This is a genomic window from Symbiobacterium turbinis, assembly GCF_055383075.1.
In genome coordinates, this window is sequence record NZ_AP042433.1 from 1,839,806 (window position 1) to 1,866,551 (window position 26,746).

A 26,746-nucleotide genomic window follows, 5' to 3' on the forward strand; every position below is an offset into this window, starting at 1 on the left:
CGCGATGCCGGAGCTGTCCCGCTACCACGCCGGCGTTGCCCCGCTGCGATGCCGGAGCTACCCCGCTGCCGTGCCGGAGCTGCCCCGCTGCGATGCCGAAGCTACCCGGCTGCCATGCCGGAGTTGCCCCGCTGCCATGCCGGAGTTGCCCCGCTGCCATGCCGGAGTTGCCCCGCTGCGATGCCGGAGCTACCCCGCCGTGCCCGTGGAGACGCGGGCCGGTCGGCCGTAGCGCTCCCAGTACCGCTGCACGGCAGAACGCATGGCCATGATGAACGCCTGCTGAGATGGGATTACCAGCGACCGGGCCATTTCGCGCAGCAGCGGGTCCAGGCCCTGGGCGAGACAGTACCCCACCACGCGCTCCCGGCAGAAGCGCCGGGCGAGGTCGGTGGTCAGCATGAACTCCGCATCGACAATGGTGTGGGTTGACGTGTCGATCTCGAGAACTACCCCTGCGGTTCCGCCCCGCTCGAAGAGGCACGTTCCGCGCGGGGCCTGTGCATACCCGCTGGTGAGCACCCTCAGCTCCCGCCGGCTATTCACGGACCACACCCCCCAACCGTGCCCTAGTCAAAATGTTAAGTTTGGGTAGCCAATTTGTGCACTGTTGGAAAAGACGGAGAGTAGCCTTTGGATCTATCCGAATCCGCGGGGGCCCCCCAGTCGGTCAGACTCAGGAGGCGCAGGCTGACCTGGGCGTCGAACCGGACCTCCGGATCGTCCAGATCCAGCCCGCCTACCTCGCGGATGCGCTGCAGCCGGTACTTCAGCCCGCTGACCGAGATGTTCAGCTGCTCGGCGGCCGTTTGCAGGCTGCAGGCGTTCTCCAGGTAGACGCGCAGGGTCGGCAGCAACTCCGTCTGGTTCTCCCGGTCATAGGCCATCAGGGAGCCCAGCCGCGCCGCGGCATGGCGGCGCAGCGTCTCGGGCGGGCCGGCCCGGAGCAGGAGCTGCATGGCGCCGAGGTTGTCCACCCGTACCACCTGTCCCGCCGGCCCGTTCTTCTTCATCGCCGCCAGCAGCGTTCGGCACTCCTGGTAGGCCGGCGCGGCCTCGGCAGCGCCCTGGAACTCGCGGCTCACGCCCACGCGCACAGGCTGCCGCTCGGCGGCTGCCCACTCCGACAGGTCGTCGGCCAGCGCGCTCGCCGCCGGAGACGTGCACGCCACAAGCCCCACCAGATGGTCGCTCCGGGTAACGATGAGGCCCCGGATACCGCCGGCGTCGAGCAACTCGTGCAACCGCCAGTGCAGCGCTGCGAGGCGGCCCTGGGGCATGCTCACCGGCCGCCCGACGGGCTCCACCACGAGGATACGGTGCGGCTCCCCCGCCAGGTTCAGCCCCAGGTGGTGTGCCCACCGCTCCAGGAAGCCGGCGTCGCATGCAGACGACAGCAGGTGGTCGACGAAGTCGCCCCGGGCCTGGATGGCGCCCTCCACGGCACACCGAGCCCGCAACAGCTCCAGGCCGCAGGTGAGCGCAGCCCGCTCGGCCACCAGCGCGACCAGGTCGATGGCGAGCCCCCTCACCGCGCTCATGGTGAGGAAGCCCAGCATCTCCTCCCCCAGGATGATGGGGGCCACGATGAGCCCGTCGCTGCGGTCGCCCCATGGCTCACCCGCCGCCTCCCCGGGCAGGCTTTGGCCCGGCACGTCGCCGCCCGACAGGCTGCGGTCGGGCGGGTTGCGGACCGACAGGTTGGGGCCCGGCACGTTGCCGCTCTGCAGGTTGCCGGCGCACGCAGGGAGCACCAGCGCCCTGCGGTCGCGCTGCAGCCGGGCGAGCTGCCGGCGCAGGTCCGGGCGCCGCTCCGCAAGCTCCGCCAGCGACGCAATCCGGCCGAAGCGGGCCAGCGGGCGCAGGTACCGGTCGTCCACGGCCACCCCGCAGCCCAGCAGCCGACCCAGGGCCTCGGCGATGCCGGCCGGCCCGACCCCCCGTGCCACCACGTGGGTGAGCTGTTCGTGCACCGCGAGCACGTGCTGCAGCTGGCCGTGCTCGCTGCGCAGCCGCCGCAGCGCGTGCTCAACCTCCTCGCACAGCGGCGCCAGGTCCCACAGCGGCGCATCCGAAGCGGCCTGCAGCCCCCACTCTTCCGCGGGCAGGCCGACGAACTCGCAGGACTCGTCGCCCATGCCCACGCAGGCGACCTCCCGGAAAAGGATGCGCCTGCCCATCACCGTGGAGGCGTAGCCGCCGGCATAGCCGGTAAGCACCCAGCAGGTGGGCTCTTCCGCAACGCCGAAATGGCGCAGGTGCTCCCGGGCTTCCACGGAGTCCAGCCAACGGCCCTCCATGTGGAACGTGCCCGCCTCCGGGTCCAGCCGCAGCAGGTGCACCTCCACCCCGGCCATGCGGGTGGCGGTGTGCAGGCGCGGGCCGTCGTGAAGCCAGTCCAGCGCAGGCGCGCCTGCGGCGCCTTCCACGCCGCGGGCGGTCGCGGCTTCCTGACCCCATGCCCAGCCAAAGCGCAAAAGGAGCCCCCTGGCCCGGGCCTGGCCCAGCGTGCGAATCAGGTCACGCCGAAACGCTCCTAAAGCCTGTGTGCTCAGTCCCCTGATCACCCCGCCGTCACCGCGATCACCCCTTATGTGCGCGCTGCGCGACTCGCCCCCCTACTCTCTGTACCCCGAACTTCTTTCCCAGCGCGACCGTTCCCTGCCAACAAGTTGCCTGTTTGTACTGAATTCAGTGTATAAAAGTAGCAGGTGTGGGAGCGAGCAAGTAGCAGCAGCCTACTCCGCAATGGTGCTTTTGTGCCATATTCCATCGGGCGCTCGCTCGAAAGGAGTTAGGGGTGGGCGGTGGGTGGCGGGCTGTGGGGACTCTTATACCCTGGCTGTGGGTGAGACCGCGCACCCCTCCCGTCGCCCGCATCCGTTCTGTTCGGATTGACTGTGGGTGAGGCCGCGAGCCCTTCTCATCGCCAGCATCCGTTTCGTTCGGGTCTGCTGTGGGCCGGTGGACAGCGGCTGAGGCAGCCGGCCGGGTCGGGCAACCACTCACCCGCACTGGCGACGCCGGCGCGGTGGTGGCGACGGGCGGATACCGAACGATCCGCTCGATATCCAAAACCGGCGGGGTGATGCGCCAGTTGCCGTGTGGCGATACCCCGAACTGCGAAGGCACCACCGCCGTCGGGACCCGGCTATAGGCGTCCGATGCGGAAGACATGCGCTTCCCCATGGCCAACACCAACAGCATCAGTGAACAGATCGAATACGGCGGACAGGCAGTGGTGGGCCCTGCAACAACAGCCACGGCGAACAGAAAGGATAGGTCAGACAGGCGTGGGGCAGGCACCGGTAACAACAGCCACGGCGAACAGAGTGGATAGGTTGGACAGGCATGGGGCAGGCCCTGCAACAACAGCCACGGCGAACAGAACGGATAGGTCAGACAGGCATGGGGCAGGCCCCTGCAACCAGGCAAGTGGCGGGTAGAAGTGGCTGCTCCCCAGTGCGTTTGTGCTACAGTAGTGGCGACGCCTCAGTCGCAATTCCTCATCCGGGAGTGAACGCGTATGCTCGTGACCGTACTGGGCCGGTATTCCCCGTACGCGCCCGTGGGAGGCGCGGGTCCTGGCTTCGTGGTGCAGACCGGCGGCGTCACGCTCATGCTGGACGGCGGCCAGGGCACCGTCGCCCGCCTGCAGATGCAGGTGCGCACGGCAGACCTGACCGCCGTGCTGGTATCGCACCTGCACCCCGACCACATCGCGGATCTGCACAGCCTGCAGTACCTGATCGCCGACCAGGCGCCTGGGCGGGACCCCCTTCCGGTCTACGCGCCCGACGTCGCCAACCCCGATCGTCACTGGCTGGAGCCCACTACCTTCTGCGCCAGGTTCATGCGGCTGCTCCCCCTTCCGGTGGATGAGGGCATCTCCTTCGGCCCGGTGCGCGTCACCTTCGCCCGGACCGACCACCCGGAGCCGTGCTGGGCCATGCGCATCTGTGACGGCAGCCGCACGCTGGTCTACACCGCGGACACCGGCGCCGGCGTCGACCTCGCCCCGTTTGCCCGGAGCGCGGATCTGCTGATCGCCGAATCCACCTTCGTCGCCGCCAACGGGCAGAACCGGAAGGGGCACATGACCGCCGGCGAGGCCGCCGACCTCGCGCGGCGAGCCGGCGTCAGGCGGCTGCTGCTCACCCACTTCATGCCCTCGACCCCCATCGCCGATGCCGAAGCAGAAGCGCGGGCCGTCTTCCCCGCTTCGGAGGCAGCAGCGGAGATGCGGACGTACCGGGTTTGAGGAATCGGGCCAGTCGTGTCCGCAAGGGTTGAAACACCGCATCAGACGGGCCGGCGCCCACCCGAGCCGCCTACCCGAGGCGGCCTCCCGAGGCGCCGGCCCCAATACGTCACTCCTCGATGGTCGTCAGATCTCCCGGGTCAAGCCCCAGTTCCTGCGCCTTCAGCACCCGGCGCAGGATTTTGCCCGAGCGGGTCTTCGGAAGCGAGGGCACGAAGGCGATCTCCGCCGGTGCGGCAATCGGCCCCAGCTGGTGGCGCACGTGGGAGATGAGGGCGTGGGCCAGCTGGTCGCTGGGCTCCTGCCCCCTGCGGAGGATGACGAAGGCCTTGATCGCCTCGCCCTTCACAGGGTCGGGCTTGCCGATCACCGCCGCTTCACCCACGGCGGGGTGGCTGACCAGGGCCGACTCCACGTCGGCCGTGCCGACTCGGTGGCCGGCCACGTTGAGCACGTCGTCCGCCCTGCCCAGCACGGCGATGTAACCCTCCTCGTCCACGGTGGCCACGTCGCCCGAGGCGTACACCCCGGGGATCGACTGCCAGTAGGCCTCGTATCGCGCCGGGTCGCCCCAGATCGTGCGGAACATGTGGGGCCAGACCCCCCGCAGGCAGAGCAGCCCGCCCTGGTTGGGCGCCACCGGCCGCCCCTCCGGGTCCAGCACCTCGGCCCGGATGCCCGGGAAGGGCCGTCCCGCCCGGCCCGGCTTCACGTCCATGCACGGCAGCGTGCCGATGGTGGGCGCCGCCGTCTCGGTCTGCCACCAGTTGTCCAGCACCGGCCCCCGCCGCTGCATGATGTGCTCGTACGCCCAGAGCTGCGCCTCGGGGTTGAGCGGTTCGCCGGCGCAAACCATCAGCTTCAGGCTGGAGAGGTCGTACCGGCGGGGGTACTCCGCGCCCATCCGCATGAACATGCGCACGGCAGTAGGGGCGGTATAGAGCTTGCTCACCTGCAGCCGCTCCACGACCTCCCAGACGATGCCCGGGTGCGGGTGGTCAGGCGCCCCCTCCCGCACGACGATGGTGGAGCCGTTCACCATCGGCCCGTAGACCATGATGGAATGGCCGACGATCCAGCCGATGTCCGACGTGCACCAGTAAATGTCATTCTCCTGGATGTCGCACGCGATGCGCCAGAGGTGCGTGGCGCCCACCATGTAGCCGCCGTGGGTGTACGCGGTGCCCTTGGGCTTCCCCGTGGAGCCCGAGGTGTAGAGGATGAAGAGCCAGTCCTCGCTCTCCATCACCTCGCAGGGCGTGTCGGGCGAGCCCTGCGCCATCAGGTCGGCGAAGTCGATCTCCCCCTCGGCCAGCTCCACCGCCGGGGTCGTGCGGCGGTGGACCACCACGTGCTCCACCAGCGGGTTCCCCTCCACGGCCTCGTCCACGATGGACTTCAGATCGATCCGCCGGCCCCGCCGGAAGCCGGCGTCGGAGCAGAGCACCACCCGGGCGCCCGCGTCCTCGATGCGCTGCCTCAGGGCCCCGGCGCCCAGGCCGGCGTAGACGACGCTGTGGATCGCCCCGATGCGGGCGCAGGCCAGCATCGCCATGATGCCCTCCGGCGTCAGCGGCATGTAGATGATCACCCGGTCGCCCTTCCGGACACCCAGCCGCTTCAGGCCCCCCGCCAGCCGGGCCACCTCACGGCGGAGCATCCGGTAGGTGAAGATGCGCTCCGCCCCGTCCTCCCCAAGCCAGATCAGAGCCGCCTTGTTCTGGCGGGGACCGTCGGCGTGCCGGTCCAGGGCGTTGTGGCAGATGTTGGTCTGTCCGCCCAGGAACCAGCGGGCGCCGGGGCCGTCCCCCTCCACCACCCGGTCGAAGGGGCGGAACCAGTCCACCTCCTCCCGGGCCACCCGGCCCCAGTAGCCCGCGGGGTCCGCCATCACCGCCTCGTAGTAGGCCTCGTAGTCGGTCACCAGGGCCGACCGGGCCAGCTCAGCGGGAGGGGCGATGCGCCCAACTCCCTGGAGCAGTTGCTCAAACCGTTCGTCCACCGGTCACACCCCCTAGTCGCCCGTGGCCGGGGCGGCCGCGTCGTACGCATGCTTCGGGAAGCGGAGCCGGTCCACCATGTTCTGGATCTCCTGCGTCGGCGGGGCGGTGAGCAGCGAGATGACGATGGTGAGCAGGAAGTTGATGGGCATGCCGAAGATGCCGGCGGCGTTGGGCAGGATGCCGCCGATGTTCCCGCCGGTGACGGAGGACCAGATGATGTAGCCGAGGGTGGTGAGGAGGCCCACGGTCATGCCGGTGATAGCTCCGGCGGTGTTGATGCGCTTCCAGAAGATGCCCAGCACCAGGATCGGGAAGAAGGAGGCAGCCGCCAGGGAGAAGGCCCACGCAACGATGTCCGCGATGATGCTGAGCCGCAGGCTGGCGATCCAGGCGGCGATGGCGGCCACCGTGACCAGCATCACCCGGGAGATGTTCAGCCGGGTCCGGTCGCTCGCATTCTTGTTGATCAGCTTGAAGTAGATGTCGTGGGAGATGGCCGTGGCCACCACCATCAGCAGGCCGTCGGCCGTGGAGAGGGCCGCAGCCAGGCCGCCCGCGGCCACCAGGCCCGCCACCACGTAAGGCAGCCCGGCCATCTCGGGCATGGCCAGCACCACCAGGTCGGCGTCCAGCCCCAGCTCGGCGTACTCCACGAGGCCGTTCAGGTTCGCGTCGTTGATGGTAAGCAGGCCGGTCTTGGTCCAGGCGGCAACCCAGCCGGGCAGCGAGTCGATCGCCTGGCCGACGACGTTGTGCAGCACCTCCCAGCGGGCGAAGGCGGCGTAGGCCGGGATGGTGATGTACATCAGGCCGATGAAGAACAGCGCCCAGCCCACCGAGAAGCGGGTCTCGCGCACACTCGGGGTGGTGTAGAAGCGTACGATGACGTGCGGGAGGCCCGCGGTTCCGCACATCAGACAGACGATGAGCGCCAGGAACTGCGCCTGGGTCCAGTCGTTAAAGGGTGTGAGATATCCCTTGGTGATGCCCAGCGCGGTTTCGGTCGCGGCCACGTCGGTGAGCGCCCGGCCGTACATCAGCTGCGGGAACGGGACGCCCGTGATCATCTTGGACACGAAGATGGTCGGCAGGATGAAGGCGACGATCAGGATGATGTACTGGGCCACCTGGGTCCAGGTAACCGCCTTCATGCCGCCCAGCATGGAACAGACCAGGATGCCGAGCAGGCCGACGAAGCAGGCAATGCGGAAGTCGAGCCCCAGGAAGCGGGACATGATGATGCCCACGCCGGACACCTGCGCGACCAGGTACGTGCCCGACACGATGATGGCTGCGATCACCGCGATGATCCGCGGCAGCCCGCCGGGATAGCGCACGCCGACGAAGTCGGGGATGGTGTAGGCGCCGAGTTTGCGGATGTACGGTGCCATGAACATGGCCAGCAGCACGTAGCCCCCGGTCCAGCCGACGGTGTAAGAGAGCCCCTCCTGGCCCAGCACGTAGAGCGTGCCCGCCAGGGAGATGTAGGAGGCGGCGCTCATCCAGTCGGACGCCGTGGCCATGCCGTTGAAGATGCCCGGCACGGTGCGGCCCGCCACGTAATACTCGTCGAGGTTGCCCGTGCGGGACATGATGCCGATGGTGGCGTAGATGCCCACCGTCAGGACCATGAAGGTCCAGGCGATGCCCCGCTGCCCGATCCAGCCGGCGGCCTCCGCCAGCCAGAGGAAGACCACGAACACGGCGAACGCCAGGGTGTACATGCCCCAGATTCGGCCCAACCGATCTATCTGACTGAACAAGCTCGCTCACCCCCTACTCGTCCACGCCGTACTTCTGGTCGATGGCCCGCATGCGGAAGGCATAGATGAAGATGATGATCACGAAGGTGATCTGCGCCCCCTGGGCTCCCATGTAGTACCCCAGCGGGAAGCCCGTGAGGATCCGGAACTGATCCAGCCACTCAATCGCAGCTGCCGCCCCCACGGAAACCAGGGCCCACACCGCCAGCAGCTTCACCGCAAGCCCGAGGTTCGCCCGGAAGTGTTGTTGATACCGCTCGGCATCTTTGGGACTCATACCCTGTTACCCTCCCCCAAACTTGGTCTTCAGGGTGGTCGCCCCCACCCCAAGACAGATTTTATCCACTATTACGATTCTTTCCTCCATTGATTCACCTTTGTATACAAGTTAATTCATGAACATGCATCAGAGGTCTGGGCGCGGTCAGCCCGCCCCCAACCCCCCGGGATGCATCTTTCGGCGGGGTGCGGCATTCCATGATATCAACCGGTTACAACCAGTGCTGACCTGTTCTTGGAGGTGGCACCGTTGACGGTGAGCCTCTGTGCGGTGAGTCCTGCGGACCGCCGCCCTGCCCGCAAGCCCATCATCGGCATCACGCCCAGCTTCGACCGGGAGAGCGAGCGGCCCCTGCTGAGCGGCAGGCCCCTGCTCTACGTGACCCAGGAGAACGTGCGGGCCATCCGAACCGCTGGCGGGCATGCCGTGATCCTGCCCATGTGCCTGGAGGACGAGGCTGAACTGCTGGACCGGCTGGACGGCCTTCTGGTGACCGGCACCGAGACGCCCCTGCCCCGCCGCCTGCGGGTGCGCGAGCAGCTTCCAGGCCTCCGGGAGCAGAACCCTGAGCGCTACGACTCCGACAGCCGCTGGCTGCACGGGGCGCTGGAACGGAAGATGCCCGTCCTCGCCATCTGTCACGGCATGCAGATGCTGAACGAGATCCTCGGCGGTTCCCTTTGGCCCAGGATTTTCCCCAAAGCCGAGAGCGAGCGCCACGCCCAGACGGCCCCGCCTGACCAGCCCTGGCATCCCCTGCAGGTCCTGCCGGGCTCGCTGCTGGCGGCGTCCCTGGGGGTCACGGAAACCGCGGTCAACAGCTTCCACGTGCAGGCAGTGCGGCGACCGGGCGACGGCGTACAGATCACCGGGTACTCGGCAGACGGCGTGGTCGAGGCGATCGAATGCCCCGCGTATCCCTTCGTGATCGGCGTGCAGTTTCACCCGGAGCGGCTCCTGCGCAGTAATCCCCATATGCTGAACCTGTTCAGGGCGTTTGTCTCCGCCGCTGCCGCATATGCTGAGGATCGAAGCGCAGATGCGGCAGCCTGTAAAGGTTGATAGAGCGGCCGGCACCCCGCCAGGGATGCCGGCCATGTCCGTTTCGTCGGCGACACTGCAGACGATTGATCCTTTCGTGCTATCCCGCATACCTTGACAGATCCAACTCGGAGAATCCATACTATAGGTGATACTTTCACCTAGATGAGCTTACTGCTCTATCAGGGGGGTGCATCCAGTGCGCATCGCGGTCACAGCCACGCAGCCCAGTCCCGACAGCTCCGTCGATCCGCTGCTGGAAAGAGCGCACTACCTGGTAGTGTTCGACACGGCAACCGCCGCCTGGGAGGTGTTGGACAACCGGCAGAATCTGAAGACTCCAGTCTGCCCCGCCGGCGCAGCGGCCGAACTGCTTGCGCAGCACTGGGTCGATGTGGTGCTGACCGGCCGGTACGGTCCCACGGCCTACCAGGCGCTCCAGGAACGGTTCATCCGGGTGCGCGACGGAGCTGCCGGTACGGTGCGCCAGGCAGTCAACCGCTTCCTGCAGCCCGCCCAGTCAGTCAGCTGGTAAGGCCAGCCAAACGGTAAGGGTCAGTCAAACGGTAAGGTCAGTCAAACGATAAGGCCAGCCAAACGGTAAGGGTCAGTCAAACGATAAGGTCAGTCAAACGGTAAGGTCAGCCAAACGGAAAAGCCGGGTCAACCAGTGAGATTCTTGAGAGGGGTATCACCATGCGATTTGCCATCCCCGTACGTGACGGCCGCTTCAGCCCGCACTTCGGCCGCTCACCCGCCTTCGCGTTCGTCGACGTCGATCCGGAAACGCAAGAGGTCACCAACCAGCAGACGTTCGATGTGCCCGCGCACGACCACGAGGCGCTCGTGGAGTTCATCAAGGAAAACGGCGCGAGCGTCGTCATCGCCGGCCACATGGGGCCAGCCATGCGGAAGGCCCTTGACGGCGAGGGGATCGAGGTCGTCCTGGGCTCGCCCGGCATCGCTCCTGCCGAAGTGGTCAGCCAGTACCTGAACGACATCCTGGTCACCGCGGAAGAGCCTCGCGGGTGCGGTCACCACGGTCATGGGCATGACCACGGCCGAGGGCATCACGGGGACAGCCGCTGCCACGACCACGACCATGGGCGCCGCGGGCACCGCCGGGGCCACTGCGGCTGCCACGACCACGACCATGGGCGCCGCGGGCACCGCCGGGGCCACTGCGGCTGCCATCATGACTAGGAAAGCCGGGTGATGCTCTCATGCCCCGCGGACATTGCCGCCACCATGGCCGGGGCCGCAGATGCGGCATGGGCCACATGTACCGATTCGTCGAGCCCGTCGTGCTCTACGCCCTGAAGCTCAAAGGCGAGAGCCACGGGTACGACCTCGCCGGCGTCGTGCAGGAGTGCGCGCTGACGGACGCCGAGATCGAGCGCGCGTCGCTCTACCGCACCCTGAAGCAGCTGGAGGCCCACGGGCATGTGACGTCCCGCTGGGAGGCCGACGAGAGCGGCCCGGCCCGCCGCCTCTACCGGCTCACCCCCAGCGGCGAGCAGTACCTGCGGGACTGGGTGGACATGCTGGAAAGGCTCTCGCAGTCCATGGCGCGCTTTGTGGCCGACGCGCGGAACCTGAAGTAGAAGGCGCGTGAAAGCGCTGCCCCTGTGCCCGAGGTCGGGCGCAGGGGCAGCGCCTGTTCTTGCCCTAGTAGTTCTCCACGAAGATCTCGAAGTAGCTCTGCGGGTACAGGCACGCCGGGCACTTCTGCGGTGCGGCGGTGCCTTCGTGGAGGTAGCCGCAGTTGCGGCACTTCCAGATGTACTTGCCTTCCCGCTTGAAGACCATGCCCTTCTCCAGGTTCTCCACCAGCTTGCGGAAGCGGGTCTCGTGCGAGGTCTCGGCCTTGGCGATCATCCGGAAGGCCGTGGCGATCTCCGGGAACCCTTCCTGCTCCGCGACATCGGCGAACTCCGGGTACATCTCGCTCCACTCATGGTGTTCGCCGGCGGCGGCCGCCTTCAGGTTATCCATGGTGTTCCCGATGGCGATGGGGTAGGAAGCCTGGATCTCGACATCGGCCGGCATCTCGCCCTCCAGGCCGGCCGCGGCCAGCTGGAAGAACCGCTTGCCGTGCTGGACCTCGTGCTCGGCGGTCTCCTCGAAGATCGCCGCGATCTGCTCGAGGCCCTCCTCGCGGGCCTTCTGCGCGTACATCACATACCGGGCCCGGGCCTGGCTCTCTCCAGCGAAGGCCTTCAGGAGATTCTCCAGCGTCTTGGTGCCTTTCAGCTTCATGGGCTCTTCTCCTTTCCACAGCGCGGACGTCGACAGTTGCCGATGCTACCATATTATACCGGACATTGTTCCTAGTTTCACGTGCCGGAAGGAGAATCATCCCAAAGGCCCAGTCCGTGTAGCCATTCCGGCGCCCCGTCATCACCTCAAGCCCGCACGAATGGTCATCCGCCCGTCGGCCAGTTCAACCCCCGTCAGGGTCAGCGGCGAGACCATGGCGCTCAGATCGATGTCCAGCCAGCCTTCCGCCACGATCTCGCGGATGATCCGCTCGGGAACCCGGAACTCGCGCACTTGCAGCCGAGACGGCTCAAATCGCAGCCGGCCGTCGGGGAGCACGAGGAACCCGCCGCTGATCTCCAGCGGCACATCCTCGAACAAGCCCGACAGCACGAAGGCCTCCTCCTCCCCCACCAGGTCGACCCGCAGGTCTGCCAGCTCTTCGTAGTCCCCGAGGAAGTCGTTGAGCCGTTCCTCCGAAATGGTGGCAACCGCCCCCGGCGGGAACAGCGAGTAGCGGATGTCATCGGGCTCGAACCCCGCGGGGCCGATCTCCTGCAGCGCCAGCCCGAGGGCAGCCAGCACCGGCAGGGCGCTCTCCTGCCAGTCCGCCTCCACCGCCGCCAGGGCCTCTTCCACCTGGTCCCGCTCATCGCCCAGGCCCGCCAGGATGGCCTCGCGCTCCGCGATGGCCTCCTCCAGCTCCGCCACCCGCGCCAGCTGTTCGGCGCGCAGCCGGTCGGCCTCGGCCCGGGCCTCGGCCAGCCGCTCGGCCTGGGCCGCCACCGCTCTCTGGGTCTCGCTCAGCTCGCGGGCCAGCCGGGCATCGTGGGCCATGATCTGCTTCAAGGCGTCCAGACGCCACAGGAAGTCGGCCAGCGACCCGGCGCTGAAGAGCAGCACCCAGGGGCCGCGGTTGCCCTGCTCCCGGTAGTACCGCAGGCGGCGGCCGTACTGCTGCCGGCGCCCGGCCAGCTCCGCCTCGAGCCGGTCCAGATCCGCCAGGGCCGTCTCCTCCTGGGCCGCCACCTCAGCCAGGCGGGCCTCCACCGCGGCCAGGGACTCACGCGCCTCCTCCAGCCGGCGGTTGAGCACGAACAGTTCCTGAAGCACCGCCTCGCGGTCGGGGAGTTCGGCAGCGGCGGCCCACGGCCGCAGGCCCGGGACGGAGACCGCGCCCCGCGGCCACGGCCCCGGAGCCGCCACGACCAGTGCGATGAGGCAGAGCAGACCCAGAAGACGCGCCCTCCTCATACACACCCTCCTCTCGCCGCGACGACTTGCGCTCCCCATGTCATTACTACGGCGGGTCTGCCCTCTCCTGCACCTGGCCCCCGCGCGAAAGGGGGCGCCGCGCCCTGCGCAGCGCCCCCGACGGAGTCGACGTGGTCGCCTTATCAGTCATCGCCGGCCTGCGAGCCCGCAGCCACGGGTGCGGCGGGATGCCTCCTCTCCCAGATCTCATCCGCCAGCTTCCCCCAGGCGGCCGCGTAACCGGCCATCTTGTCGGCGAACTGGTCGACCGTCTCGTCGTCGCTCATCTGGGTTCCGCGGGCCCCGGACTCCTTCACCATCTCACGCAACATCTCGGGATGGTCGATGATCGGGCACGGACGGCGCAGGTTCGCCGAGAAGGGCTGCCGCTTCTGGTAGGCCTTGAAGAGCGGGTTCTGCAGGGCCTCGGCCACCGAGACGTCGTGGATGTTGCAGGTGGCGTAGTGTACGAAGGCGCACGGCTCCACGTCGCCGGCCGCGTTGATGTGGAAGTACTTGCGCCCGCCGGCGATGCAGCCCACCGCCGCCTCGCCGTCGTTCCAGAAGTCCACCAGGAAGATGGGTTTGGTGCGGCGGAACTCGGTGATGCGGTCGAACATGTACGCCCGCTGCTCCGGGGTGGCCATGAACTCCAGGTCCACGTCACGCCCGATGGGGATGTAGGTGAAGAACCAGCCGAAGGCGGCTCCCTTCTCCACCATCTTGTCGATGAACGCCTCGCTGCCGAGCTCCTCGGTGTTCTGCCGGGTGTAGGTGGCCGAGAAGCCGAAGATGAGCCCTTCTTCGCGCAGGATGTCCATGGCCGCCATGATCTTCTGGAAGACGCCCCTGCCCCGCCTGGCGTCCGTGGACTCCTCCAGCCCCTCCAGGCTGAGGGCGAAGACCATATTGCCCCGCTCCGCCGCCGCCCGGGCGAACTCCCGGGTCATCAGGGTGCCGTTGGTGTAGATGTGGAACATCTTGTCCGGATGGCGCCTGGCCAGCTCCAGCAGGTCATCCTTGCGGATCAGCGGCTCGCCGCCCGAGATCACGTAGAAATGAATGCCCAGCTCGCCGCCCTCGCGGCAGATGCGGTTCATGGTCTCGAGGCTGAGCTCGGGGCGCAGCTCGTAGTCGCCGGCCCAGCAGCCGGTGCAGCGCAGGTTGCACTTCGCGGTGGGATCCATCAGGATCGCCCACGGCACCTTCACACCCAGCCGCTTTTCCGCCTCCCGCTGCTTCGGGATCCCCAGCAGGCTGGAGTTAATGAAGAAATTGACCGCGGTGCGCCGCCGAACCGTGGGATGCGTCTCGGTGAGCAGGCGCATGGCCAGCTTGTGCCAGTTGCTCTCCTCATCGTCGAGGAACGCCTTGATCTTCCCGGCAATCTCGCGGTGGCTCTCCAGGGGGGCGTTGTCCGTCACCCAGTCCGTCAGGCGCGGCAGGTTCTCCTTCGGGTTCTTCATGACCATCCCGACCACGTGCTCCAGGACTTGGCGGCCCAAATAGGTCTCGGCCAGGTTCATGAACAATCCCTCCTTCAGATCCACGGACGCACCGGTGAGGGCCCGGCTACAGCAACTCCTCCTCGAACGCGGCCTCCTCCCGGGCGACCAGTTCCTCCAACTGCTTCAGCACGTCCTCCGCCGCCTCCGCCACCTCCCCGGGCGCTGCCGCCGCTCCAAGACCCAGCGCAGCCACCACGGTGTCGGCCATGAGCCCGGCGATCTGCTCGTCGGGCATCGCCGCGTGCTCCGGCAGCCACGACGCCGTGACGAAGAAGCCGAGGAAGACCGCGCTCACCAGGAACCCCTGGGCCTGCGGCGTCAGGTCGCGCCGGGCCAGGTTGTGCCGGGTGAGGAAGTCCAGCAGATGGTGAAACAGCTCCTTCCGCTCGGGGGCGGCGTCCTGCACACGCCTGAGCAGGTTGCCCACCACCTCGACGTCGCGGGTGAAGACCGCCCGCACCAGGGGGCGGCGCAGCAGCCCCAGCGCGGCCTGCTTGAAGAGCGCATGCAAGGTGAGCGGCCCCTTGTCGGCGCGGATGCGGTCCAGAAAGCTGCGCGAGAGCAGGATCTGCTCCCGGCGCAGCACCGCGCCGAACAGCTCCTCGCGCGTGTTCCAGTGCAGGTAGAGCGTGCCCTTGGCCACCCCCGCCTCCCGGGCGACGTCGTCCAGGGTGGTCTTGCTGTACCCGTACCGCTCGACCAGGGCCGCGGCCGCATCCAGGATGCGGTGGGCCCGTTCGGCCCGCCTGGATCTGCCGCTCACCTTCCCCGTCCGGCCCGCATCGCCCGCGCCGCCCGCCGTGTGTGTCATTCCCCGGAGACCCCCATTTCAGGTTTTTGACCAGATAAGCTTATTTGGTCACACGTTCATTGATCATCATATCCAATTGCGCTCGATTTCACAAGACCGCAGACGCGTCCGTTTTGGCGGGATTAAGCAGCCATCGGCGCGCAGAAAAAGAGACCCAGTCCATTCGCCCTCGAATGGACTGGATCTCCGCAATCAAGCATCCACAGCGGCAGCCTACAGGCCGATCTTCACCCGGGTGGCGTAGAAGACCACGCGCCCGGCCAGCTCGCCCAGGGCCACCAGCGCCACCAGTGCGCCGGCGAACTGCGGCGTCTGCGCCCACTGCTGCTGCGCGGCCCGGCGCCAGACCAGCGGCATCAGGATGCCCGCCCCGGCGGCCAGGCAGACGATCTGGCCCCAGTAGAGCACCGACCAGTTCTTCATGATCAGCGTGGCGGTCGCCTGCGCCTCGGGTCCGGCCGTGCCCAGGTAGACCCCGTGCAGCGCCAGGGCCACCACCTGCAGGGCCAGCATCGACATGGCCCCCACGACCAGGCCGGTGAGCGCCCGGGGCTCCTCGCCCTCCTTGCGGCAGCAGAGGCCGGCGAAGACCACTGTCGTGCCGATCAGGCCGGCGGTCGCAAAGAAGACCAGGGTGGTCGAAACGTGCGCCCAGGCGGGGAAGGCCGTGGTGCGGTAGATCATCGACATCACGAAGATCAGCCCGACGCCCACGAGGCTCGTCAGCACCGCCCAGCCGTTGCGGGTCTGGACGCTGCCCACCTCCTGCCGCTCCAGAATCACGCTGGCGATGCCGGTCACGCCGAACAGCACGGTCAGCAGGATCTCACGGCTCAGCCACGACGTGCCCAGGTTGTTCATGGTCTTCAGGGCGTTCAGCGGGTAGCCCAGGTGGGTCACCGAGGCCAGCACGCCCACGATGCCCAGGCCCAGGGCCAGGTACAGAAAGCGCATCCGCGCCTCCTTCGACTCCTCATTCCACAGCGCCAGCCGGCTCGCCACGTAGATGCCCACGGCCGACTGCAGGCAGAGCGTGTAGAGAATCAGCGACCAGTCGTGCACGTTCACTTGCCATTCCCTCCATTCGGCGAGCTGATGGCACCGGCCGGCGGGTTGATGACCAGGGACGGGCTCGTGATGCCCGGGTCGGCCAGCCCCTTCACCCGGTCGGTGCCGCCGTGCTTCGCCCGGAGTTCCTCGATATCGCCGAACTCGATGAGCTGGTACGGGCAGGCGTCCACGCAGACGGGGCGCAGGCCGGCCTCCACCCGGTCGATGCAGCCGTCGCACTTGTGCACCCTGCCCGTTTCAGGGTTGTACTGCGGGGCGTCGTACGGGCAGGCCCACACGCAGCTCTGGCAGCCCACACAGTCCTCCGCGTCGTGCAGCACCAGGCCGTTGTCGGTGCGCTTGTACATCGCCCCGGTGGGGCAGGCCTTCACACAGGCCGGGTTGGCGCAGTGGTTGCAGCTGACCGAGAGCCAGTAGGAGGTCACGTTGTTGATCCAGGCGTTCCCCCGCTTCACCCAGCCGCCGTCCTCGTAGTCGTGGACCTTGCGGAACAGCTGGCCAACCTCGAGGTTGCTCCGGTCCTTGCAGGCAACCTGGCAGGTCTTGCACCCCAGGCAGTACTTGGCGTCGATGAAAAATCCGTATTGCATTCCAGGTCACCTCCTCAGAGCTTGGCCACCTGAACCAGGTTGGTGTGCTGCGGGTTGCCCTTGGCACCCGGGGTCGGATGGTACTTGGTCAGCACGTTGATGCAGCCGCGGGTGTCGATGCCCTTCTCGTTGGGCGTGTACCAGGCGCCCTGGGGCAGGTCGACCACGCCGGGCATGATGGCCTTGGAGACCCGGCAGCGCACGTGCACCTCGCCCCGGTCGTTCCAGACCCGCACCATGTCGCCGTCCTGAATGCCCCGCTCAGCGGCGTCGAGCTCGTTGATGGTGAGCACCTGCGGCTCCACCTCGTCCAGCCACGGGTTGTTGTCGTGGGTGGAGTGCACCCGCCGCTTGGTGTGGTGGCCAATGAGCTGCAGCGGGTACTTCTCCGTCAGGGGCGACTCGGGCCCTTCCCAGGCGGGGATGTACTTGGGGATCGGCGGCAGCTCGTCCGCCACGCCCCAGTCCTGCCCCATCGTGGCCAGCCGGTCGGAGTAGATCTCGATCTTGCCGGACGGGGTGGGCAGGGGGTTGTTCTCGGGGTCGGCGATGAAGTCCGCACAGGCCACCACGGGCGGCGTGTCCTTCGACTTGATGAGCGGGTTCTTCTTCAGCTCCTCGAAGGTGGGGAAGTCCGGGTGCTTCTTGCGCAGCTCCTCCACCAGGTACTCCTGCCACTCCTCCATGGTGCGGCCCTCGCTGAACTCCTCCAGCACCCCGAGGCGCTCCGCGAGCCCGAGGCAGATCTCGTAGGCGTCCTTCGTGTCGTAGAGCGGCTCGATGGCGGCGGGGGCGTAGTAGAGCCTGTCGCCCATCGTGGTGCCGTCGCGGCCCATCTCGGTCCGCTCAAAGGAGGACTTGTCGGGCAGCACGATGTCGGAGAACCGGGCGCTGGGCGTCATGAAGATGTCGTGGGTCACGATGAACTCGATCAGCGACTCGTCCTGCAGCAGCTTCGCCGTGCCGTTCACGTCGGAGTGCTGGTTGATCAGGGCGTTGCCCGCGTAGTTCCAGATGAACTTGATGTTGGCGTTCAGCCGCTCGGCGCCGCGCAGGCCGTCCTTCGCGGTCATCTCGGTGCCCCGCACCGCGGCGTCCGGCCAGGTGTAGAAGGAGATGGTGGCCTTCACCGGGTTCTCGCCCAGCGGGAAGTTGAAGCCGGGCACCGACTTGGAGCCCGGGCGGGTGCCGGTGGAGCCGCCGGGGATGCCGATGTTGCCGGTCATCGCGCACAGCGTCGGCAGGGCGCGCACCGCCTGCTCACCATAGGCGTGCCGCTGCCAGCCCAACCCCTGGAACATGGCGCAGGGCTTGGTGGTGGCGATCTCCCGGGCCAGCCGCACGATGGTCTCGCGGGGCACGCCGGTGATGGCCTCGGCCCACTCGGGGGTCTTGGGCACGCCGTCCGACTCGCCCAGGATGTAGCTCTTGTAGTCGGACTTGGGCGGAGCGCCCTCGGGCAGGGTCTTCTCGTCAAAGCCGACGCAGTACTTGTCCAGGAAGGCCTGGTCGTGCAGGTTCTCGGTGATCATCACGTAGGCCAGGGCGCTGATCAGGGCCACGTCGGTGGTGGGCCGGATGGGGATCCACTCGTCGGCGATGGCCTTGGCGGTGTCGGAGAGCCGCGGGTCGACGACGATCACCTTGGCGCCGGCCTTCTTGGCCCGCAGCACCCAGGCGTAGGCGCCGTTGCCGCCGGGCCGGGTCTCGCCCGGGTTGCCTGCGAAGATGACGATCAGCCGGGAGTTGACCAGATCGTCGCCGGTGTTGTTGGCGGTGCTGCCCAGGATGTAGGGCGAGGCAAAGGAGTAGCAGGCCGAGCTGTAGGTGCCGTAGTAGTTGAGGTAGCCGCCCAGGCAGTTGAACAGCCGGTTGACGATGCCCGTGGGCCACGACTTGTAAACCGGGTTCATGATGCCCGTGCCGTAGAGGTAGAAGAGCGCCTCGTTGCCGTAGGTCTTGATGACGTGATCCAGCTTCTCGGCGATGATGTCGAGCGCCTCATCCCACGAGATGGGCTCGAACTTGCCCTCGCCGCGCTTGCCCACCCGCTTCAGCGGCTGCTTCAGCCGGTCGGGATGGTAGAGCTGCTTGCGCATGGCGCGGCCCCGCTGGCAGCCCCGCTGCGCGGGCGACCAGGGCAGGTCGTTCTGGTCGGTGTCGATGCGGGTGACGACGCCGTCCTGCACCTCCAGGTGCAGCACACAGGTGCCGCCGCCGCAGTTCATGGAACAGACGTGGGGCGTGATCTTCACCGGCGCGGGCGTCCCCTCGGCCGACGCCGTCGGCACCAGGAGCCGGCCCGCCCCCTTCGCGCCCACGCCCGCCGCCGCGCCTGCGCCCATGACGGCAGACCACTTCAGGAAACTCCGGCGCGAGCGCTGGCAGTTTCACACGTATCCCTCTCCTTCATAATTGTGAACTCTGTCACGTTTCGCTGCGCACCGCCGTCCGTCTGCGTACGGTACAGGGGGTATCAGACGGGCTGGCAGACCTGCGAGCGGGCGTGGTGCCGCAGCAGCCCCAGCGTCAGCCGGGCCAGTCCGCCGTAGAAGCCGGTCTCCGAGGCCTCCTCCGCCAGCTCGGCGAAGCGGTCCACCCAGCGGAGCAGGTGCTCTTCCAGGCACTCCCGCTGCCCCTCCAGCAGGTGGGCCACGCTGCCCTCATCCCCGGCCTCCAGCAGGGACGCCGTGCGCCGCGCCAGTTCGGCGAGGAACTGAAGCTGCACGCCGATGTGGTCATCGGTGACGGCCAGGGCCGGCCGGGCCGCCAGGTCGTAGCGGTTCATGAGCGCCCGGAACCGGAGCGTCTCCTCGCCCATCAACACCCGCTCCCGGTCCAGGTAGACCGACTGCCACGACGGCGCTGCTGCGGGGCCCAACGTGCCGAACAGGTGCCAGAACTCCCGGCGCAGGGCCTCCACCGACACCTCAGGCAGACAGGCGGCCAGGCGGGCCAGCCCCTGCTCCACCTCCGCCTCGCCTCGGCCCAGGGGCCAGTCGGCCACGAACTCCGGCTGTCGCAGGGCGTGAAGCTGCTGCTCGTCCGGCGGGTTCAGGTACAGGCCTGCCAGCAGGTCGTAAACCTGGGCCCGAACGGTAAAGAGCAGCGGCAAGTCGGTGCTGCTCATCGTCGCAATCCCTCCTTTGCAGACTGGCTGTCGAACATTCGACAGCCAGGGTAACGCTGGTCCCCATCATGAAAGAAACTCATTCCATCCGGAACGCACGTCCGGACAGAGTTCGAGGGGCGATTCAGGACTGTATGAGTCGCGCAGTTTCTAGTAGCGACGCCTGAGTCAGGGTCCAGGCTGCCCGCGAAGGTCTATAGGGCACACGCCCGATCACGCGACGGCGGGCCTGCGTCTGGTCAGACGCAGGCCCGCCTCAGCTGGCGCCGCCCCGGCAGCTATCGTTTCGACCTCCTGTAGCCGGCGGCCTCCGCCTCCTCCGGCGTGGCGAAACAGGCCTCGGCAGAGGTGCGGTCGTAGAACTGTCCGCCGGGCACGTGGTAGATCTTCTCCCCGCCGGAGGAGATGTTGCCCTTGATCAGCCCGCCGCAGTCGCCGTTCACCGGGGCAATCGCCCCGCCGCCTGCTGCCGCCCCGCCGGCCGCCGCGCCGTCGGTCGTCCCGTCGCCATCGCCCTCATCATGCAGGCCCCACAGCCCCACCTCGGCTTCGCGCGCCTCCTGCTGCAGGGCCACGAAGCGCTCGGCGTACTTCACGTTGGGGGGAATGGTCAGCACCTGCGCGTAGCCCTCGCGCACCAGGGTCTCGTTGAACAGCTCGTCGCCGACCCAGACGTAGGCCAGCAGCCGGCCGTACCGGTCCCGCTCCTCCACGTCCAGCTCCAGGCGCACGTCGAGGCCTGTGAGCCGGCTCTTTGTGAAGGCGGAGGCCTCCGCGCCGTAGGGCTCCACCCCGCCGTGGACCTCGGGCGTGTCGACGCCGATCAGGCGCACCCGCTCCTCACGGCCCTCCATCAGCACGTCCAGGGTGTCGCCATCCACCACCCGCCGCACGGTCGCCGCAAGGATTCGTTCCGTTTCCACAACAGCCGCCGGCGCCGGATTCCCTTCCCCGCCGTCCGGCCGGATGCCGAACGCGGCCGCCACCACCACCACTGCCGCCAGGGCCACCGAGCCCCGGGTGCGCCGGCCTTCACGCTTCCGCTTCATCCTCCGCGACCTCCGTGCTGCATCGATTTCCTCATGGCTCAATGTTACGCTGACCGAACCGGTCCGTAAACCGGAACGGGCCATGCATATTCAGGCCTGGTGGCTCATCACCTGTACTACAGGTTACGACCAGTGATGACCTGTACGACCAGGAGGTGGCTCAGGTGACGGAGATTCGTCTGCTCACTCCGACCGGTCATCTCGGCTTCACCATGCTGGAGGCGGAGAGCTTCCGGAGGGGCATGGCGCAGGGCCCCGACTTCGTGGTGGCCGACTCGGGCAGTTCGGACATCGGTCCGCACCCGCTCGGGGCCGACGAGCAGTGCAGCCCGGTGGAGTGGCAGACCCACGACCTCGAGATCATGCTGCTGGCCTGCCGGAAGCAGGGCGTGCCGATGATCATCGGCAGCGCATCCGACACCGGCACGGACCGGGGCGTCGACAGCTACGTGCAGATCATCCGCGATGTGGCCCGCCGTCACGGCCTCCCCCCGTTCCGGCTGGCCTGCATCTACGCACAGGTGAGCCCGGACGAGGTGCGCCGCCGGCTGCGGGCGGGCGCGCGGTGCGAGGGGCTGGACGGCCGGCCCGACCTCACGGAGGCCGACCTGGACCGCACCGACCGCATCGTGGCGGTGATGGGCGCAGAGCCCATCGTCGCGGCACTGGAGGCCGGCGCAGACGTCATCATCTGCGGCCGCTCCTCCGACCCGGCGATCTTCGCCGCCCCGCTGCTCTGGAAGGGGATGGACCCGGCCACGGCCTACTACGCCGGCAAGGTGCTGGAGTGCGCCTCGTTCTGCGCCGAGCCCTTCATGGGCAAGGAGTCCGTCCTCGGGACGGTGCGGCCCGGCGAGGTGGTCGTGGAGCCCATGCACCCGGACCAGCGCTGCACGCCCCTCTCGGTGGCCAGCCACGCCATGTACGAGCGCGCCACCCCGTTCTTCGAGCACGTGCCCGGCGGTGTGCTGGACATGCGGCACTGCCGCTACGAGGCAGTCGACGAGCGCCGCTGCCGTGTAACCGGCTTCGCCTTCCGGCCGGAAACGGCCCCCCGGGTGAAGCTGGAGGGCGCCGGAAAGCGGGGCGAGCGGTGCCTCGCCATCGTCGGCTTCCGGGACCCCGACACGGTGGCCCGCATCGACGAGGTGCTGGACTGGGCCCGCCGGAAGGTGGAGGCGCGCTTCGGCCGGGAGGGGTACGAGCTGCACTACCACGTGTACGGCCGCGACGGCGTGATGCGGGACCTGGAGGTGGCGGACCGGCTGGCGCACGAGCTCTGCGTGATCGTGGAAGGCGTGGCCCCTGACCGGCGGGCGGCCGCTGAGATCACGGCCATGGGCGCCCGGCAGATGTTCTACGCCCGGCTGCCCGGGGTGAAGGGGACCGCAGGGACGGCGGCGCTCATGTCCGATGAGGTCCTGCACGCCCGGCCGGCGTACGAGTGGACCGTCAACCACGCGCTGTCGGTTCAGGATCCTTCTGAACTGTTCCGGCTCCACCTGACCACCGTGCCGTAGAAAGGAGGCAGATGAACGTGAAGCTGCGGGACCTGGCCAGCACCATCCGCAGCAAGAACGCGGGGGTCGATCTGATCACGTTCGACATCCTCTTCCCGTCCCAGGAAGCGTACGAGCGGGCGAAGGCCTGCCCGGCGCTCTCACGGGAGGGCATCGCCCGGCTGTTCCGGATCCCTGAGGAGCGCATCTACAGCTACGTCACCTTCGACCCGGCCCGGGCGATCAAGTTCACCCTGAGGCGGCGGAGGCCCAGCGGCAGCGCCGGCGAGCACGACCTCTTCGGCGCGCAGCAGTACGCCCCGCTCTTCGACGTCGAGGTGACGTAACCGTGCCGGGGGGCGCAGCCACGCACGCCCGGCCCGCGCCGCTGTGGCAGCAGGTGGTCGAGATGATCCAGCGCAACGTGGAAGAGGGCCGCTGGCCCGTCGGCCACCGCATCCCGTCCGAGCGGGAGCTGTGCCAGCAGCACGGCGTCAGCCGGACCACCGTGCGCATCGCGATCGCCGAGGCCGTCAACCGGGGGCTCCTCCACCGGGTGCACGGCAAGGGCACCTTCGTCGCCCGGCCCAAGATCCACCAGCCGCTGGTGCAGGTGACCCCCTTCGCCGCGGCGCTGCGGGCCCAGGGGCTCGTCCCCCGGACCCGGCTGCTGCAGGTGATGACCCAGCCGGCCGACCCGGCCACCGCGCACATGCTGGGCCTGCCCACCGGCCGGGAGGTGATGCGCTTCCGGCTGCTGGGGCTGGGCAGCGGTGAGCCGATGGCCGCCTACCACAGCGTCGTGCCCGCGCCGCTGGGGGCGGCGGTGCGGGAGATGCTTGAGGCCGACGTGGACTCGGACCGGTTCCGCCTGGTGGTGGACGTGCTGGCCGAGACCTTCGCCTGGCCCCACCTCACCGCAGAGCAGACCTTTGAGGCCGCCGGCGCCTCCCCCGAGGAGGCCCGGTTGCTCGGGCTCCCCCGCGGCGCGCCGGTGCTGGTGGTCTCGTCGCTGGTGCGCAACCCGGCGGGCCGCGCGGTGGAGTTCTCCCGGGCGGTGTACCGCGCGGACCAGTACCGGTTCCACCTGACCCGGCAGATTGAGGGGCATGAATCGTGACCCGGCCCCACCGGCCCCATACGGACCGTTACGGCCCGCCCCCCTGCCTGTCCCGAACCTCTGCCGCCTCTGCGACATAGGATGCTGGAGTGACAGCGCGCACAGGCGCAGACGAAGATGCAGGCAGGGGGACTTACCTATGGGCAGACCACTCCGGGTGATGGCAGAGCCGGGCCGAACACGCCCCGTGGTGATCCGGCCGGGACTGGCGGTGGGCGGCGGCACGCCGGTGGTCATCGCCGGGCCCTGCTCCGTGGAGACGCCCGAGCAGATCCGCACCGCCGCGCAGGCCGTTCGCAGGGCGGGCGCTCACCTCTTGCGCGGCGGCGCCTTCAAGCCGCGCACCTCGCCCTACTCGTTCCAGGGGCTGGGCGCAGAGGGGCTGCGGCTCCTGGCCGGGGCAGGGGAGCTGACCGGCCTGCCGGTGGTCACCGAGGTGATGGATCCCGCGGACATCGAGCTGGTTGCCCAGTACGCCGACGTGCTTCAGGTGGGCGCCCGCAACATGCAGAACTTCCGGCTGCTCACGGCGCTGGGCGAGACCCGCAAGCCCATCCTGCTGAAGCGAGGCCCGGGAGCCACCCTGGAGGAATGGCTGAACGCCGCGGAGTACGTCGCCAGCCGGGGGAATGAGCGCATCATCCTGTGCGAGCGGGGCATCCGCACGTTTGAAACCTACACGCGCTATACCTTGGATCTGGCCTCCGCGGTGGCGGCGAAGCAGCTCACCCACCTGCCGGTCATCGCGGACCCCAGCCACGGCTGCGGCCGCCCCGAGCTGGTGCCGCCCATGGCCCTGGCCGCGCTGGCCGCCGGCCTGGACGGCGTGATGCTGGAGGTGCACCCCGACCCCGCCCGGGCCCTGAGCGACGGCCAGCAGGCGCTGACGCCCGCTGAACTGGAACGCTTCATGGCCGCTGCGGGGCTGGCCCCGCACACGAGCGCAGCCGACGGCCCCTGACTGCGGGGCTGTCGGCTCTCGCATGCTGGAAGTGCTCGCCGCCGGTATCCGGTCTGTTCGTGGAGGCTGTGGGTGCCCAGGGGGGAGGCTGTGGGTCTCCATGGGATACTCGCCGACGGTCTCGTGTTGGTGATGCTGCGAAGCAGGATTGCGGGGGGCGCTGTCGCCCGTGTACGCGACGGTGAAGCGAGTCTGAACAGTGGCGACGCTGCCGGCTCGGATACCAGACCGGAGCAGGCAATCGCTATGTTGACCAATACGTTGAAATAGTTACACGCCTCGGTTAGGCTGGGTGACGGGGGAGGGATGAAACATGCAGAGAATCCGTCATCCGCGCTGTTTCCTGGTGTACGCGCTCGCTCCCGACGGGGTTTCACCGTCGGAGGCAAACCGGCTGCTCAACGCGTACGTCGCGGACGAGCGGCGGGGCCTGGCGGTTTTTCATGACCACTTCATCGGTCAACCGGGTGGAGTGGCCGTCGTCTTTGCCGAAACAGCAGAGCAGCGGGCGGCTCTGGGAGACCCCGGGCCGCTGCAGGGGTGGCGGCTGGAGGTGCGGCCACTGATCTACTCCCGCAGCCCCTCCGGGTTCGATGAACAGGCGGCGTACACCCTGCGCGCGTACCGCAGGGCCGACTGGGAACAGCTCCGTCTGGAGCAGCGCCCCCGTTATGGCGACCCGGCCAGGGAAGTCGAGACGGCCGAAGAGGATGTGGACTTATAATTACGGAAGACGCTACAAACAACCGCAGCCGACAGCCCCTTACTCACCGGGACCGTCGGCTGCTTACTGTCTGCTGGCGGTTAACTGATAGCTGGTCAGCCGGGTGTTGGGTGTTGGGTGTTGCCTGCCCTCTGCTGGCTGCTCACTACGAATTGCTCACTGCGCCAGGACCGCCATGCCGGCCTGCGCGACATCCTCGTCCTGCTCGCAGCTGCCGCCGCTTACGCCGATGCCGCCCACGACCTCACCATCCTTGACCAGCGGGAACCCGCCGCCGAAGCTGATGATGCGGCCCACATCGGCAAACTGCATCCCGTAGATATCGGCGCCGGGCTGGGTGCGCTCGCCCACCTCGCGGGTGGTCATCCGCAGGGCGGCCGCGGTGTACGCCTTGCCCTGAGCCACCTTCACGCTGATCAGGAGCGAGCCGTCCATCCGCTTGAACGCCTTCAGCACGCCGCTCTCGTCGACGATGGCGATCACCATCGGCACGCCGATCTCCTCCGCCCTGGCCTCAGCCGCGGCCAGAATCCGGTCACAGTCCTTGGTGGTCAGTTTGCACGACACCGGATACTCCCCCCATTCCGCTTTCTCCCACTTGATTTATTATTGGTCCTTCTATTCGTACATCGCAATATCCTGCCAACGAATCGACCGGGTCTGCGGATGGGAGGGCTGTCGCTTGTTGTCAGGGCGTTTTTTACGGTATACTAAATATAGACGTGCAAAACAATTGTATGCCATGACGGCCTGTGTTGCGCGCGTCGGCTCACCGGAGAAAGAGAAGGGAGAGACCAACGTGCGTGGTAGAGCATCGAACGTGATCGTGAATATGGGCGACGTCCAGACAATTTGGAGGCCTGAAGGCTGGCCGCTCCGCAGGGTCGCCACCGCGCTGGCCCGGGAGTGGCTGCCGCATTTCCGGCCTGACCTCGAGCAGAAGAAGGACCCCTGGTCCGTGCAGCCCGTGGTGGAACGGCCTGCGGATGGCCGGCCGCTGTGGGAGGCCGGCATCTCCACCGAGGAGTACGAGCGCAGACTGGAGGCGCCGGACCTGGCATGGTCGGTGCGGGCGAGATCCGGCCGGGTCAGCGGCATCCTTCTCGCGCACATGACTCCGGTGGAAGACCGGCCGGAGATCTTTCACCTGACCTGTTCCAGGGAAAAGCTGCCGCCCACGCTGTTTGACCCGCAAAAGATGGACCCCTTCCTGGAGACGCACGGCCTGAAGGGGATCGAAGGGCTCATCACGGGCCTGCTGCTGGACCACGGGTTCCGGGTGCTGCCTGAGCCGGAGGCGTAGCCGGAGCTTCAGCCCCTGCCAGAGCCCTGGTCCCCGCCCTGGCCAAAGCAGAACCCGCCCCCGCCTTTCCGCAGGTCGCGGTAAGGCCGGGGGCGGGTTCTCGCGTCTGCCGCATTCGT

Annotated in this window: 25 protein-coding genes and 2 pseudogenes; 12 read left to right on the top strand and 15 right to left on the bottom strand. The window is 68.1% G+C overall.

Annotated elements, in window-relative coordinates:
• Positions 1-189: 189 nt before the first annotated feature.
• Complete coding sequence (locus ACZ45O_RS08695; RefSeq protein ID WP_464857487.1) at positions 190-546, bottom strand: DUF3870 domain-containing protein; 357 nt, start codon at positions 544-546, stop codon at positions 190-192.
• Positions 547-581: 35 nt separating this feature from the next.
• On the bottom strand, positions 582-2,567 hold the full coding sequence (locus ACZ45O_RS08700; RefSeq protein WP_464857489.1) for a helix-turn-helix domain-containing protein: 1,986 nt from the start codon (positions 2,565-2,567) through the stop codon (positions 582-584).
• A gap of 959 nt (positions 2,568-3,526) precedes the next feature.
• On the opposite strand from ACZ45O_RS08700, the gene ACZ45O_RS08705 reads away from it, so the two are divergent.
• On the top strand, positions 3,527-4,261 hold the full coding sequence (locus tag ACZ45O_RS08705; protein WP_464857491.1) for an MBL fold metallo-hydrolase: 735 nt from the start codon (positions 3,527-3,529) through the stop codon (positions 4,259-4,261).
• A 109-nt stretch (positions 4,262-4,370) separates the two neighbouring features.
• On the opposite strand, the gene acs is transcribed toward ACZ45O_RS08705, so the two are convergent.
• From acs to ACZ45O_RS08720, 3 genes are read right to left on the bottom strand one after another with little or no spacing between them, the layout of a single operon-like run.
• Positions 4,371-6,263 (bottom strand): acetate--CoA ligase, encoded by a 1,893-nt coding sequence (gene acs / locus ACZ45O_RS08710; protein WP_464857493.1) that lies wholly within the window; start codon positions 6,261-6,263, stop codon positions 4,371-4,373.
• A gap of 12 nt (positions 6,264-6,275) precedes the next feature.
• Positions 6,276-8,027, bottom strand: a complete 1,752-nt coding sequence (locus ACZ45O_RS08715) for a sodium:solute symporter family protein (RefSeq protein ID WP_464857495.1) — start codon at positions 8,025-8,027, stop codon at positions 6,276-6,278.
• A 13-nt stretch (positions 8,028-8,040) separates the two neighbouring features.
• On the bottom strand, positions 8,041-8,304 hold the full coding sequence (locus ACZ45O_RS08720; RefSeq protein ID WP_464857496.1) for a DUF4212 domain-containing protein: 264 nt from the start codon (positions 8,302-8,304) through the stop codon (positions 8,041-8,043).
• Positions 8,305-8,547: 243 nt separating this feature from the next.
• On the opposite strand from ACZ45O_RS08720, the gene ACZ45O_RS08725 reads away from it, so the two are divergent.
• The 5 genes and pseudogenes from ACZ45O_RS08725 (at position 8,548) to ACZ45O_RS08745 (ending at position 10,952) form a co-directional block, all read left to right on the top strand.
• Complete coding sequence (locus tag ACZ45O_RS08725) at positions 8,548-9,369, top strand: gamma-glutamyl-gamma-aminobutyrate hydrolase family protein (RefSeq protein WP_464857498.1); 822 nt, start codon at positions 8,548-8,550, stop codon at positions 9,367-9,369.
• A gap of 178 nt (positions 9,370-9,547) precedes the next feature.
• Positions 9,548-9,883 carry a NifB/NifX family molybdenum-iron cluster-binding protein gene (locus ACZ45O_RS08730; protein ID WP_464857500.1) on the top strand — a complete coding sequence of 112 codons (336 nt, stop codon included), beginning with the start codon at positions 9,548-9,550 and terminating at the stop codon, positions 9,881-9,883.
• 161 nt (positions 9,884-10,044) lie between these two features.
• A pseudogene (locus ACZ45O_RS08735) lies at positions 10,045-10,281 on the top strand (NifB/NifX family molybdenum-iron cluster-binding protein); the annotation flags it as partial.
• A 112-nt stretch (positions 10,282-10,393) separates the two neighbouring features.
• Positions 10,394-10,564 carry a hypothetical protein gene (locus ACZ45O_RS08740; RefSeq protein ID WP_464857841.1) on the top strand — a complete coding sequence of 57 codons (171 nt, stop codon included), beginning with the start codon at positions 10,394-10,396 and terminating at the stop codon, positions 10,562-10,564.
• Positions 10,565-10,628: 64 nt separating this feature from the next.
• The gene (locus ACZ45O_RS08745; protein WP_464857502.1) at positions 10,629-10,952 is read left to right on the top strand and encodes a PadR family transcriptional regulator; all 324 of its coding nucleotides are present in this window, start codon (positions 10,629-10,631) and stop codon (positions 10,950-10,952) included.
• Between the two features lie 64 nt (positions 10,953-11,016).
• Here the strand turns inward: ACZ45O_RS08745 and rbr are convergent, their stop codons facing one another.
• From rbr to ACZ45O_RS08790, 9 genes and pseudogenes are all read right to left on the bottom strand, one after another.
• Positions 11,017-11,607, bottom strand: a complete 591-nt coding sequence (gene rbr, locus ACZ45O_RS08750) for a rubrerythrin (protein ID WP_464857504.1) — start codon at positions 11,605-11,607, stop codon at positions 11,017-11,019.
• Positions 11,608-11,748: 141 nt separating this feature from the next.
• A complete protein-coding gene (locus ACZ45O_RS08755) occupies positions 11,749-12,861 on the bottom strand; it encodes a coiled-coil domain-containing protein (RefSeq protein ID WP_464857506.1) in 1,113 nt (370 codons plus the stop codon).
• 143 nt (positions 12,862-13,004) lie between these two features.
• On the bottom strand, positions 13,005-14,387 hold the full coding sequence (locus ACZ45O_RS08760; protein ID WP_464857508.1) for a radical SAM/SPASM domain-containing protein: 1,383 nt from the start codon (positions 14,385-14,387) through the stop codon (positions 13,005-13,007).
• Positions 14,388-14,433: 46 nt separating this feature from the next.
• On the bottom strand, positions 14,434-15,180 hold the full coding sequence (locus tag ACZ45O_RS08765; protein WP_464857510.1) for a TetR/AcrR family transcriptional regulator: 747 nt from the start codon (positions 15,178-15,180) through the stop codon (positions 14,434-14,436).
• Between the two features lie 213 nt (positions 15,181-15,393).
• Positions 15,394-16,248: a dimethyl sulfoxide reductase anchor subunit family protein gene (locus tag ACZ45O_RS08770; protein ID WP_464857512.1), complete on the bottom strand. Its 855-nt coding sequence runs from the start codon at positions 16,246-16,248 to the stop codon at positions 15,394-15,396.
• Complete coding sequence (locus ACZ45O_RS08775; protein WP_464857514.1) at positions 16,245-16,841, bottom strand: DMSO/selenate family reductase complex B subunit; 597 nt, start codon at positions 16,839-16,841, stop codon at positions 16,245-16,247. The genes ACZ45O_RS08770 and ACZ45O_RS08775 overlap by 4 nt, the downstream gene beginning before the upstream one ends.
• Positions 16,842-16,855: 14 nt before the next feature.
• Positions 16,856-19,219 (bottom strand): annotated as a pseudogene (locus ACZ45O_RS08780) (DMSO/selenate family reductase complex A subunit); the annotation flags it as partial.
• Positions 19,220-19,317: 98 nt separating this feature from the next.
• Positions 19,318-19,971: a TorD/DmsD family molecular chaperone gene (locus ACZ45O_RS08785; RefSeq protein WP_464857516.1), complete on the bottom strand. Its 654-nt coding sequence runs from the start codon at positions 19,969-19,971 to the stop codon at positions 19,318-19,320.
• A 278-nt stretch (positions 19,972-20,249) separates the two neighbouring features.
• Positions 20,250-21,020, bottom strand: coding sequence for a thermonuclease family protein (locus ACZ45O_RS08790; RefSeq protein WP_464857517.1), 771 nt, complete (start codon positions 21,018-21,020; stop codon positions 20,250-20,252).
• A gap of 164 nt (positions 21,021-21,184) precedes the next feature.
• Here ACZ45O_RS08790 and ACZ45O_RS08795 point away from each other — a divergent pair, with 164 nt between their 5' ends.
• The 5 genes from ACZ45O_RS08795 (at position 21,185) to ACZ45O_RS08815 (ending at position 25,324) form a co-directional block, all read left to right on the top strand.
• Complete coding sequence (locus tag ACZ45O_RS08795; protein WP_464857519.1) at positions 21,185-22,540, top strand: acyclic terpene utilization AtuA family protein; 1,356 nt, start codon at positions 21,185-21,187, stop codon at positions 22,538-22,540.
• 11 nt (positions 22,541-22,551) lie between these two features.
• Positions 22,552-22,866: a DUF4387 domain-containing protein gene (locus ACZ45O_RS08800; RefSeq protein ID WP_464857521.1), complete on the top strand. Its 315-nt coding sequence runs from the start codon at positions 22,552-22,554 to the stop codon at positions 22,864-22,866.
• Between the two features lie 2 nt (positions 22,867-22,868).
• On the top strand, positions 22,869-23,639 hold the full coding sequence (locus tag ACZ45O_RS08805) for a GntR family transcriptional regulator (RefSeq protein ID WP_464857523.1): 771 nt from the start codon (positions 22,869-22,871) through the stop codon (positions 23,637-23,639).
• Positions 23,640-23,778: 139 nt separating this feature from the next.
• Positions 23,779-24,600 carry a 3-deoxy-7-phosphoheptulonate synthase gene (gene aroF, locus ACZ45O_RS08810; RefSeq protein ID WP_464857525.1) on the top strand — a complete coding sequence of 274 codons (822 nt, stop codon included), beginning with the start codon at positions 23,779-23,781 and terminating at the stop codon, positions 24,598-24,600.
• 313 nt (positions 24,601-24,913) lie between these two features.
• Positions 24,914-25,324 (top strand): hypothetical protein, encoded by a 411-nt coding sequence (locus ACZ45O_RS08815; protein ID WP_464857527.1) that lies wholly within the window; start codon positions 24,914-24,916, stop codon positions 25,322-25,324.
• A 156-nt stretch (positions 25,325-25,480) separates the two neighbouring features.
• Here the strand turns inward: ACZ45O_RS08815 and ACZ45O_RS08820 are convergent, their stop codons facing one another.
• The gene (locus ACZ45O_RS08820) at positions 25,481-25,891 is read right to left on the bottom strand and encodes a GlcG/HbpS family heme-binding protein (RefSeq protein ID WP_464857529.1); all 411 of its coding nucleotides are present in this window, start codon (positions 25,889-25,891) and stop codon (positions 25,481-25,483) included.
• A gap of 232 nt (positions 25,892-26,123) precedes the next feature.
• Here ACZ45O_RS08820 and ACZ45O_RS08825 point away from each other — a divergent pair, with 232 nt between their 5' ends.
• Positions 26,124-26,627, top strand: a complete 504-nt coding sequence (locus ACZ45O_RS08825) for a hypothetical protein (protein WP_464857530.1) — start codon at positions 26,124-26,126, stop codon at positions 26,625-26,627.
• Positions 26,628-26,746 lie beyond the last annotated feature (119 nt).